This window comes from Pelagibius sp. (assembly GCF_028289705.1).
GTDB lineage: Bacteria > Pseudomonadota > Alphaproteobacteria > Kiloniellales > Kiloniellaceae > Pelagibius.
The window spans coordinates 1-10,891 of the sequence record NZ_JANQOI010000179.1 but is presented as its reverse complement, the minus strand read 5'-3'; the positions used below and the strand labels follow the sequence as shown (position 1 = coordinate 10,891).

Sequence of the window (10,891 nt, the reverse complement as noted above, 5' to 3'; positions counted from 1 at the left end):
TGCACATCGAGAAGGTCTGAGCCGCGATGCTTGGCGTCTGCTACTACCCCGAACACTGGCCGGAGGACTCCTGGGCCGCCGATGCCGCCGCCATGGCCGCGCTCGGCATCGCCTATGTGCGCATCGGCGAGTTCGCCTGGAGCTGCATCGAACCGCGGCGCGATGCCTTCGAGTGGGGCTGGCTCGACCGCGCCCTCGACACCCTGGCCGGCGCCGGCCTGAAGGTGGTGCTCGGCACGCCGACGGCAACGCCGCCGAAGTGGCTGATCGACGAACATCCGGAGATCCTGCCCCACGACGCGGAGGGGCGCCCCCGCCGCTTCGGCTCCCGCCGTCACTCCTGCTTTTCGAGCCCGGTCTGGCTTGAGGAGACAAAGCGCATTGTCGAGATCCTGGGCGAACGCTACGGCGGGCACGACGCCGTTGCCGGCTGGCAGTTGGACAACGAGTACGGCTGTCACCTCACCGTGCTCTCCTATGCGCCGCACTGCCTGCCGGCCTTCCGGACCTGGCTGCAGGCCCGCTACGGCACCATCGACCAGCTCAACGCCGCCTGGGGCGCGGCATTCTGGAGTCAGACCTACCGCACCTTCGAGGAGATCGACCTGCCCAACCTCACGGTGACCGAGGCCAATCCCTCCCACCGGCTGGACTTTCACCGTTTCTCCTCCGACCAGGTGGCGGCCTACAACCGCCTGCAGGCGGCAATCCTGCGCCGCCTCTCCCCCGGCCGTTTCCTGGTCCACAACTTCATGGGCTTTTTCACCGAGTTCGACCACTACCCCGTGGCGCGTGATCTCGATGTCTCCTCCTGGGACAGCTATCCCCTGGGGCACACCGATCAGCGCCTGCCGCTAAGCGCCGAGGAGAAGAGGCGCTGGGCCCGCAGCGGCCACCCCGACGTGGCCGCCTTCCACCACGACCTCTACCGCGGCATGGGCGAGGGCCGCTGGTGGGTGATGGAACAACAGCCCGGCCCGGTGAACTGGGCGCCCTACAATCCGGCACCGGCCCGCGGCATGGTGCGGCTCTGGACTTGGGAGGCCTTTGCCCACGGCGCCGAGGTGGTGTCCTACTTCCGCTGGCGCCAGGCTCCCTTCGCCCAGGAACAGATGCACGCCGGCCTCAACCGGCCCGACGGCGCTCTCGACCAGGGCGGCGAGGAGGCACGGCAGGTGGCGGGAGAGATGGCGGCCTTGGACGGCGCCCTGGCCAGCCGCCGCCAGGCGCCGGTGGCGATGCTGTTCGACTATGAAGCCGTCTGGACCTGCGAGATCCAGCCGCAGGGCCAGGACTTCGACTACAAGTCCTTGTCGCATCTCTTCTACCGCTGTCTGCGCCGGCTCGGTTTCGACGTCGACATCCTGCCGCCCGGCGCGGCGCTCGACGGCTATGCCCTGGTGGTGGCGCCCAGCCTGCCCATCGTCCGCGAGGACGCGGTGGAAGCACTCGAACAGTGCGATGCGACGCTGCTGTTCGGCCCGCACAGCGGTTCCAAGACCGAGTCCTTCCAGATCCCCCAGGGCCTGCCGCCGGGCGGCCTGCGGCGCCTGATCGACATGCAGGTGACCCGGGTGGAAAGCCTGCCGCCGGCGGTCCAGGACCAGCTCGCCTGGGGCAACAAGCGCTATCCCGTGGGCACCTGGCGCGAGCGGGTCGCCAGCGATGCCGCCGAAACCGTGGCGTCCTTCGACGACGGCGAGGCGGCGATCCTGGTGCAAAACCGCGGCCATTACCTCGGCTTCTGGCCCGACGAGGCCTTTCTCACCGACTATCTGGCCGCGCTGGCGGAGGCCAGGGGCCTGCCCGTGCAGCGCCTCGACGAGGCCCTGCGCCTGCGCCGCCTGGGCGACCTCACCTTCGCCTTCAACTACGGGAACCGCCCGCTGCCGGCACCGGCGCCGGGCGACGCCGCCTTCGTTCTCGGCAACCGCCAGATCGGCCCCCACGACCTGGCGGCCTGGCGCAAGGGCTGACACGCATAGCACGTCCTCCTGCCTCTGAAGAGCGTGAGGGGCCGCAGCAACTGTCCAGGAAAACGAGTGTGGAGTTGGCCGCGTCGGAACTGCGAACTAAGGCACGAAGAAGCGGCCGACCGCACTGCCGACCTCTTGGGCAAGCTCGGCATCGCCCATCGACGATGACGTCACGAAGACACTATTGACCGAATCGGATTCGATAACCAAGACATCGGCAAAGAGATCGTCCGTATCGCAGGCGACAAAACCCTGACGAACCCGCCCGATATCACCATCCCTAGCCGGATTCTGGCCAGAGACCGCACGCCCGGAACAGTCTGTCTGCATGTAGGCGAGGGTTATCGCCAAAACATCGTCGGCGCTGTTCCCCTGACCGGAGTTTTGCCAGAACAGCCCATACAGTGCTTCGTCCAGGAAGTAGACGAGTTCCACATCGGGCGTGAACTCCGAAGCTTGGTCCACGTCGAAGTCGACGCCGGTCGCGCCTTTGAGAATCTTCTTCAGACTCGACGGCTTAACGCCGGAAGCCGATCGCGGTCTTGCCTTGAAGGGATTCTGCTCCGCGGCGAATGGGTTCCGATAGTCCGTGACGGCCTGCGGTAGGTTTTCGCGGAGGCAACGCTCCAAGCGATCAAGTGCTGCCCGTCCCTGGTACAGCTTGAATCTGAATGTCTCCGTCTCGGCAAAGACAGTTAACAAAGAGCCCTGACGTAGTGCCCTTAGAGCCTCCGCATCGAATCCAAGAAAGATAAGAATACCCTTTTCAGTTACAGCCGTGATCTCGAAATCTCTTTGCCAAAGGTCGTCTATCTGCAATCGAACAGGATAGGATTTGCCCGCCTCCAGCGACCATTCAAACTTGAACAGGTTGATGTGATACCCATGCTCGTGCCGAGCAATTTCGAGAGAGATACCGTTCAGGTAATCGGACGATATAAAACAAGAACTGAACGCTCCGTCCGCTTCGAAGAACACCGCACCTGTATGCCAGCCCTCAACCTCGAAGTACTCGTGTCGGGACTCGAACTCGTCGACAGGTTTCGGCGCAGCACAGCCCGCCAGCAACATGGCGCAGGCAAGACCCACAATCGCCGTCGACGCCCCCGGCACCAGCCCGCGCAGCATCATTCCCATCGCAAAGCCCTGCCATCTGCATTTTCAATCCGACCGCAATTATATTGATTGTAATGCAATCATACGAGTCATTTGTTCTTTGTTTGTTCAAACCAAGGAGGATAGAGCAACCTCAATAGCCGGGGCGGACCGCAAAGGCCCGCCCCCCGTGTTGTCGCTGCGCTACTGCAAAGCGCGCCGCAGCGCCGGGACCTTCGACAAAATCAGAGCGTCGAAGGCAAGCACTGTCAGCAGGGTGAGCCCCACCAAAGGAAAGGCCAGCGACAGCAGCAGCATGAGAAAGACCGCCCCTTTCCAGAGCGGCAGGTCCGCCGGAAGAGGCGGTGCCACCAAACGCGACGCGCCCCGCGGACGCCGTTTCCACCACATCACCACGCCGCTCACGCAGAGGAAGATGACCGCCAGGCAGAACAGCACGTTGAACGCGGTGTTCCATAGGCCCATGTCGCCCTGGTGCAGGGCGATGCCCACCGCCATGGCCTTGGCGGCGAGCGCATAGTCGGCGAAACCCACCTCCACCAGCACCTTGCCGCTGTATTGGTCGACATGGACCGTGCGGTCGCCGGTTGGGGTTTCGGTGTCCCCGTCCATGGAGTCCGCCGAGATCGTGTAAACGCCCTCCGCGCCCTCCGGCAGGTTGATGCGGAACTGGGCATCGAAGCCGAGCGCGCGGGCCAGCATCTCGATGCTGTCGAGAGTGACCGGCGTCCCCTCCGGAACCCCGGTCACGCCGGCCTGCGACCCGGACGCCGGCATCCGCGTCTGCTCAAGCCCCCAGGGCACCTCCTTCAGGGCGCCGTGGTTCATGCTTGCATGGGTCGCACCGGACAGCGGCACGTTGTCCCATTTCTCCGCCGGAAAGGTACTCCAGGCCTGGACGAACTGGCCGCCCCAGATGCCGGCCCAGGCGAGACCCGAGATGAGAAAGAACACCAGCACCAGGGAGATGTAGAAGCCGATGGTGACGTGCAGTTCCTTCCACAGCGCGCGGCCCCTTGAACTGAGTCGCGGAACGAGGACGCGGACCAGGCCGATGCCATCGCGCGGCCACCAGAGGTAAAGGCCGGTCACGACCAGGACGATGGCCAAGCCGGCAGCGATTTCGATCAGGCGGTCGCCGAGGTCGCCGATCAGCAGCGTGCCGTGGATGTCGCTGGCGAAGTAATACCAGGTCGAGTCCTTGTCCACCGAAGACAGCACGTCGTTGGTGTAGGGATCGACCGCGACGATCCAGTTGAGGCCGTCGGCCTTTACCCTGACAAGGGCGGTCCGGTCGGGCGCGGGGGGCGGCATGTACTGGCTGACCGTTCCTTCAGGATGAACGGCAAGCGCCGCCCGGGCCTGAGAGACCGCGGAGGTCATCTCGCCTTGCGGCACGACGTAGAGGCGCTCGCCGAAGCGGGTCTCGACGGAATTGAAATAGACCATGATGAGCCCGGTCACCGCGAGCATCATCAGGAAGGGCACGACGAAGAGCCCGGCATAGAAGTGCCAGCGCCAGGCGGCGAGGTAGAATTTTCGGGAGAAGGACGGCGTGGCGTCGGGTTCGAATGCCGCAGGGGCAGCATCCGCAGAGGCGCCAGAAGACGCAGGATGGCTGTTCATGGATCGGCTTTCCCTTTTTCCGCTGACCGAGGTCAGCGGCGCTGAGGTGTCGTTGGTCGGGACGAAAGATCAGCGGGAAAGTGTCGGCGGCGCCCTGGCGCCCAGGCTGTGGTGAGACTCTGCGGCGACGACGAAAGTGCCGTCCCGTGGCGCCGGCTTGTCGCTGCCGGCGGCCCACACCTGGGTGAGGAACGCCGCATCGGGCGCCGGCACGGAGAGGGAGAGACCGCAGAACCCGGTACAGATCCGGAAGGGATCCGCGTCATTCGGCAGGCGCTCCTGCCCGTCGTTTTCGCCGCTGCCGCCGAGGCCACCTTGGGACGGATCGACCGTCCGCAGGTCGACAAGGCCGTATGGCGTGCAGATCACATAGAAGTCGCTGCCGAGGTCGGACCCGGTATGCCCCTGGGCCGGAAGACAGGGCAGCAGCAGACGCGAGACCAGGACGAACACGACCAGGGCCGTGAGCCGGCGTCTCGCCGGCATGCCCGTCAAGGCCCTGTGGCCGCGCAGCATAAAGCTCATGATCGTCCCAGCGTGCGGAGCGGCCCCCGCCGCCCGGTCCCCATTTGCCGCCAGGGTAGTGCGCAGCCCGCAGAGGTTCACCGGGACGATGTGTCGCGGCCTTGCCGGCCGGCCGTCACTGTTGCGCAGCGCGGTTGATCTGGTCGTGCCGTTCGCGGATCTGCGCCGGCCAGTGGCTCTTGATGTAGGACAGCACCGCCCAGATTTCGTCGTCGCTCAGGGTCCCGGCATAGGCCGGCATGTCGCTTTCGTAGCCGCCGCCGGCCAGGGCCGCGGGGCCGTACTTGGTCAGCGCGAAGAGCTGTTCGTCGGGATGATGCCAGGTGTGGCCGCTGGGATCGTGGGGCGGTGCGGGCAGGCGCCCGTCGGCCCGCCGCTGGCGCCAGTTCGGCTGGCCCTCCAGATTTGCCCCGTGGCAGACGGCGCACTCCGCCGCGTAGACCGCCCCGCCCAGCGCGACCAACCGGGCGTTGTCGGGATCGATGCGCGCGCCGGATTGCGAGGACAGAAGCGCGAAGGTTCCGACCGCCGCCGCCGCGACGATCACCGCGACAAAGCCGGGAACCACCCAGCGCCGTCGAATCGCCGTCATTTCAGTTCCTGCAATTGACTCACGAGACGGGCCGCAGGCTGACGCTTCCAGTCACAGGAAGGTCAAGGCCTGATACCCTCAGGACGGCGAGAAGGCCGTGGTCAACAGGCCGGTGGCGGTCAGGATCAGCAGGACCATCGTGATCTCCAGCCGGATCGAACGCCGCAGGCGCAGCGAAGCCGACCTCTCGCCGGCAGCGAGCGCCGGCACGAGACGCAGCTTGTTCAGAGCGGCGAGGCCGAGCAGGAGCGTCACCAGACCGATTTTGATGAGGAGCAAGCGTCCGTAAGGCGTGGCCGCCAGGTGTCCGATGTCCTCGAGCAGCAACCAGGCCAGAGCGACCCCGGCTGCCAAAAGCGTGCCGACGAAGACGACCGCCAGGCGTCCGAAGCGCGCCATGATTCGGGCGACGCGTGGCTGCTCCCCGACACGCGCCAAAGACAGCAGGGGCCAAAGGCTGCCGATCCAGAGGCCGACCCCCAGCAGATGCAGCACGAGCAACCCTTGAAGCAAGAGCGACTGCGGTTCGTCCTGGACATGGCCGACCAGGCCGAAGGAGGCGGCAACGCAAAGTCCGCCCAGGACGACCGCCAACCGCCTTAGACGGACCGACAGCAGTCCGGCGAGGAGGACAAGCAACCCTGCCACACGAATCCAGACGCTGTCCCCGGCGGGGGTCTTCGCGATCAGGCCCCAGAGCTCCCAATCGAATCCGCCGATCAGTCCAAGGCCGTTCAACATGGCGACGGTGCCGAACAGCATGAGCAGCGAAGCGAGCAGCCCGGCAAGCAGGAGCACAGCGGCATACAGATGCAGCGGCGGCAGGTCCCCGTCACGGAGCAAGTCGCGAAAGGCCTCGATAAAGGCGAGCGCGCCCACAGCGCCAAGGGACCCCGCATAGGCCAGGATCTTGGCCACGAGCTGCAGGACCTCGACGGCGGAGAAGGCAAGGCCGGTCACGCGCTCGGGTTCCGCTGCGAGTCAGTTCGCCGGGGCGATGGTGGCCGGGGCGATGGTGAAAGAGAACGCACCCTTCATGGGGTGACCGTCCGCCGCGAGGGCCCGCCACTCCACCCTGTAGAGACCGGCGTCCAGAGGCGGCAGGGCGATCTCCCGGTCCTGCGCCGCCGTCATGTCGCGCCGGCCCGGCAGTTCGACTTCCCGGCCGCTTTCATCGTAGAGGCGCACGGCGGTCAAACGGATGGCCTCCGAAAACGAAAAGCCGAGCGCCGGCGGCGCCTCGGCCAGCACGCTGCCGTCCGCCGGTGTCACCTTGGGCGCCTTGGAATGCGCCTGCACGCCTTCGGCCAAGCCCGCACCGATCAGGCCCAAAAGGCATACCCCTATCCATGCGCTGCGCAATGCCATCGGCCCGGACCTTCTCAGAATTGTCTTTGCCTACCATCGCGAATCTAGAGGTTGCCGCAACATGAAGGTCAAGCGATGACGGGCGAACGAAACTCCTAGACCAGCGCGCGCAGTACCGCCTCGCCGCAGGCCGCCGTGTCGGCGGTGCCGCCGAGGTCGCGGGTGCGGGTGGTGGGGTCTTCAAGGGCTGACTCCATGGCGGCCTCCAGCGCGGCGGCAGCCTCAACTTCGCCCAGGTGATCCAGCATCATGGCGGCGGTCCAGACCGCGGCGATGGGGTTGGCGATGCCCTGGCCGGCGATATCGGGGGCCGAGCCGTGCACCGGCTCGAACAGCGAGGGGAACGCGCCGCTGGGGTTCAGATTGGCGGCGGGGGCGATGCCGATGGAGCCGGCCACCGCGGGCCCGAGGTCGGAGAGAATGTCGCCGAAGAGATTGGAGGCCACTACCACGTCGAACCAGTCGGGGTGCTGCACGAAGTGCGCGGTCAGGATGTCGATGTGGTACTGCGCCGTCTCGATGTCGGGATAGCGCCCGGCCGCCGCGGCAAAGCGTTCGTCCCAATAGGGCATGGTGTGGACGATGCCGTTGGACTTGGTGGCAGAAGTCACGTGCTTGCGTCTGCGCTTGCGCGCCAGCTCGAAGGCATAGTCGAGGATGCGGTCGGTGCCGCGGCGGGTGAAGATGGAGAGTTGGGAGGCCATCTCCGCATCGGATCCGTGATAGAGCCGCCCGCCGACCTCCGAATACTCGCCCTCGACGTTCTCCCGCACGACGATGAAGTCGATGTCCTCCGGCCCGCGCCCGGCCAGCGGCGAGGCGATGCCTTTCAGCAGCCGCACCGGCCGCACGTTGGCGTAGAGGTCCAGTTCCCGGCGCAGCGGGATGAGGAGCCCCCAGAGGGAGACGTGGTCCGGCACCCCCGGCCAGCCACAGGCGCCGAGGTAGATGGCATCGAAGCCCTTCACCTGCTCGATACCGTCCTCGGGCATCATGCGGCCGGTCTCGGCATAGCGCCGGCAGGACCAGTCGAAGCGCTCCCACTCGATGGTGAAGCCGTGCCTGTCGGCGGCGACCTCGGCGGCGCGCTGGCCCACGGGGATCACTTCTTCGCCGATGCCGTCCCCGGGGATGACGGCGATGCGGTACTTGCGCTGGGTCATGAACTTTGCTCGCTGAAGAACTCGAGGAAGGCGTCACATACGGCATCGGGGCATTCCTCGGCAAGATAGTGGCCACCGGGCAGCGGGCCGCCGCGCAGGTCCTCGGCGCGCTGGCGCCAGAGATCCAGAACGTCGAAACACTGGCCGACGGCGCCCTCCGCGCCCCAGAGCGCGAGGACGGGGCAGGCCACCTTGCGCCCGCCGTCCTCCTCGTCGTGGCGGATGTCGATGCCGGCGGCGGCGCGATAGTCCTCGCAGGTGGCGTGGATGGTCGCGGGGTCGCGAAAGGCGGCGAGGTAGTCCGCCAGCGCCTCCTCGCTAAAGGGCGTGAGGCCCGCCGCCCCGCTCCCGCAGCGCCAGCGCCAGAAGGCCTCCGGGTCGGCGGCCATCATTTGTTCCGGCAGGGGCGCCTTCTGGATCATGAAGAACCAGTGCCAGTAGGCCTTGGCGAAGGCCTCGCCGGTGTGGCGGTACATCTCGCGCGTCGGCGCGATGTCCAGGAGGGCGATGCGTTGGGCGCGCTGCGGCCAGTCCAGCGCCAGGCGGTGGGCGACCCGGGCGCCGCGGTCGTGGGCACCGATCATGAAGTCTTCGTGGCCCAGGCGCTCCATCACAGCCACCATGTCGCGGGCCATGGCGCGCTTGGAGTAGGGCACGTGATCGGCATCGCTCGGCGGCTTGGAGGAGCGGCCGTAGCCGCGCAGGTCCGCCGCCACAACGGAAAACCGCTCCGCCAGCCGCGGCGCGATCTTGTGCCACATGGCATGGGTCTGGGGATTGCCGTGCAGCAGCAGGAGCGGCGGGCCCGCCCCGCCGGCCACCCCATGAATGGTCGCCCCCTCCCCCGGCAGATCGAACGCCCGGAACCCCTCGAACATCGCCTTCTCCCCCGCAACCGCCTGGACCCGAATGCGGGACAGCCTACGCCCCCCATGTGCCGGCACCAAGCGGGGCGGGCGGCGGTCCGGCCCCAAATGCAAAAACCCCGGCCAGGGCCGGGGACTTCAAAACCTGTGGAAACTGACGGAGAGAGTTGGAACCAGTCCGCCTACACCAAGGCTTCGAAGATAAGCCTGTGCGCGTCGAGCTCTGCATAGGTCCCGGCGGCTGATGCGGGGCTACTTGGCGGCCAGCTATAAGGCCTTCCGTACTAACAATGTACACGCCCCTATTCAGGCAACCCCTATTGTTATCTATCTATGGGAAGTTTCTATAGAGGGGATCGTCAAACCAGCTCGATGCGCAGTTCGCGGCCCAGCACGCGCGCGGCGTTGATCAGCGTGTCCAATTGGATGTTCTCGTTGGCGGGGTCCAGTATCCGGTCCAGTTGGCTGCGGCTGGTCTTCATCGCCTTGGCCATCTGGTTTTTGCTCATCTGCTGCGTCTCCATGGCCTGCTTCAACTGCCAGGCCAGGACGCGCTTCACGGCGATTGCCGTGCTTTCCTGATGAGTGCCTTCCTCTTTCAGGAAGTCCTCGAAGGATGAGCCGATCCGTCCCTTTTGCTTGCTCATGATGTTATCTCCTTCAATCGTTTCGCGGCCAGTTCCAGGTCGGACCTGGGTGTCTTCTGCGTCTTTTTCACAAAGCCGTGCAGGAGCACCATGTGCTCATCGGCGACGCCGAAAATCACCCGGGCGATCCGGCCGGAGCTGATATTGGACCGGATTTCCCAGAGGCCCTTTCCCAGCGACCGGCACAGCGGCATGCCGACCGGCCAGCCGAACTCAGCGGTGGCAATGTCCAGGCCAATCACCCGCCGGTCCTCTTCATCCAAACTGCGCAACCACTCCCTTACAGGCTCGTTTCCGCCGGGTGTGGCGTAAAACGCGGCCGGGAGCTTCTTTAGCTCTGGCACTGCACCTCACAAGATACAAGTGTATCACACAAAGTACATCTCTGTCAGCTCGCGTCCCTCCCCCGCTTCCGTGAGGTTGCATGGATTCCCAGGGCAATCACAAGAGACACGGACTCTGAAAGCCGGATCGGGATAGCCTGCCCCCAATGCGCCGGCACCAAGCGGGCCGGGCGGCAGTCCGGCGCCAAATGCAAAATCCCGGCCAGGGCCGGGGGAATTGAAAGCTGTTGGAACTGACGGGAGAGATTTGGAACCAGTCCGCCTACGCCGAGGCTTCGGCGGACACTCCTAGCTCTACCGACTTCGCGCGGCTTACTGGCGTAAGCCACCCGAAGCTCGAAGAGCGTAGGGTGGTGGAGCCGAGGGGAGTCGAACCCCTGACCTCTACAATGCCATTGTAGCGCTCTCCCAACTGAGCTACGGCCCCATGGGCCCAGCCTGCGGGCCTCGGTGGCCCTCCGGCTGGGGAACGGCGGGAAGGTAGGTATCCGGCCGGCGCAAGGCAAGGAAAATCTCGCGGCCAGAAGCGGCGGGAGACCCGCCGCTAATGCCCTCGGAAGCGGCTCCGGGGAAGGCCGCTCAGTTGTCCTGCTTGTCCTCTTCGATCACGACATCGCCCATGTCGTCGTCGTCACCGAGGTCGGAGGCGTCTTCGATGAGGTCGTCCT

12 protein-coding genes and 1 tRNA gene are annotated in these 10,891 nt (G+C 65.9%); 2 read left to right on the top strand and 11 right to left on the bottom strand.

The window, feature by feature from the left end; translation table 11 throughout:
• The first annotated feature begins 26 nt into the window (after window positions 1-26).
• On the top strand, window positions 27-1,976 hold the full coding sequence (locus Q0996_RS22615; protein WP_299625419.1) for a beta-galactosidase: 1,950 nt from the start codon (window positions 27-29) through the stop codon (window positions 1,974-1,976).
• Window positions 1,977-2,072: 96 nt separating this feature from the next.
• Here Q0996_RS22615 and Q0996_RS22610 read toward each other — a convergent pair whose 3' ends face one another.
• From Q0996_RS22610 to Q0996_RS22560, 11 genes are all read right to left on the bottom strand, one after another.
• Window positions 2,073-3,113, bottom strand: coding sequence for a hypothetical protein (locus Q0996_RS22610; RefSeq protein ID WP_299625416.1), 1,041 nt, complete (start codon window positions 3,111-3,113; stop codon window positions 2,073-2,075).
• 162 nt (window positions 3,114-3,275) lie between these two features.
• Entirely contained in the window at window positions 3,276-4,718 is a 1,443-nt protein-coding gene (locus tag Q0996_RS22605; protein ID WP_299625413.1) for a PepSY domain-containing protein, read from the bottom strand.
• A gap of 69 nt (window positions 4,719-4,787) precedes the next feature.
• On the bottom strand, window positions 4,788-5,243 hold the full coding sequence (locus Q0996_RS22600) for a hypothetical protein (RefSeq protein WP_299625410.1): 456 nt from the start codon (window positions 5,241-5,243) through the stop codon (window positions 4,788-4,790).
• Between the two features lie 115 nt (window positions 5,244-5,358).
• Window positions 5,359-5,835: a c-type cytochrome gene (locus tag Q0996_RS22595; RefSeq protein ID WP_299625407.1), complete on the bottom strand. Its 477-nt coding sequence runs from the start codon at window positions 5,833-5,835 to the stop codon at window positions 5,359-5,361.
• A gap of 78 nt (window positions 5,836-5,913) precedes the next feature.
• The gene (locus Q0996_RS22590) at window positions 5,914-6,795 is read right to left on the bottom strand and encodes a copper resistance D family protein (protein ID WP_299625404.1); all 882 of its coding nucleotides are present in this window, start codon (window positions 6,793-6,795) and stop codon (window positions 5,914-5,916) included.
• Between the two features lie 21 nt (window positions 6,796-6,816).
• On the bottom strand, window positions 6,817-7,167 hold the full coding sequence (locus Q0996_RS22585; protein WP_299625401.1) for a copper resistance CopC family protein: 351 nt from the start codon (window positions 7,165-7,167) through the stop codon (window positions 6,817-6,819).
• A 131-nt stretch (window positions 7,168-7,298) separates the two neighbouring features.
• On the bottom strand, window positions 7,299-8,366 hold the full coding sequence (locus Q0996_RS22580; protein WP_299625398.1) for a tartrate dehydrogenase: 1,068 nt from the start codon (window positions 8,364-8,366) through the stop codon (window positions 7,299-7,301).
• Window positions 8,363-9,244 (bottom strand): alpha/beta fold hydrolase, encoded by an 882-nt coding sequence (locus tag Q0996_RS22575; protein ID WP_299625395.1) that lies wholly within the window; start codon window positions 9,242-9,244, stop codon window positions 8,363-8,365. Before Q0996_RS22575 ends, Q0996_RS22580 begins: the two co-directional genes overlap by 4 nt.
• Window positions 9,245-9,591: 347 nt before the next feature.
• Window positions 9,592-9,879, bottom strand: a complete 288-nt coding sequence (locus Q0996_RS22570; RefSeq protein WP_299625392.1) for a helix-turn-helix domain-containing protein — start codon at window positions 9,877-9,879, stop codon at window positions 9,592-9,594.
• A complete protein-coding gene (locus tag Q0996_RS22565; protein ID WP_299625389.1) occupies window positions 9,876-10,223 on the bottom strand; it encodes a type II toxin-antitoxin system RelE/ParE family toxin in 348 nt (115 codons plus the stop codon). Before Q0996_RS22565 ends, Q0996_RS22570 begins: the two co-directional genes overlap by 4 nt.
• Before the next feature lie 351 nt (window positions 10,224-10,574).
• A tRNA-Ala gene (locus Q0996_RS22560) sits at window positions 10,575-10,650 on the bottom strand.
• A 23-nt stretch (window positions 10,651-10,673) separates the two neighbouring features.
• Between Q0996_RS22560 and Q0996_RS22555 the strand changes: the two genes are divergently transcribed.
• A partial coding sequence (locus Q0996_RS22555; protein WP_299625386.1) for a hypothetical protein occupies window positions 10,674-10,891 on the top strand: 218 nt, incomplete at its 3' end.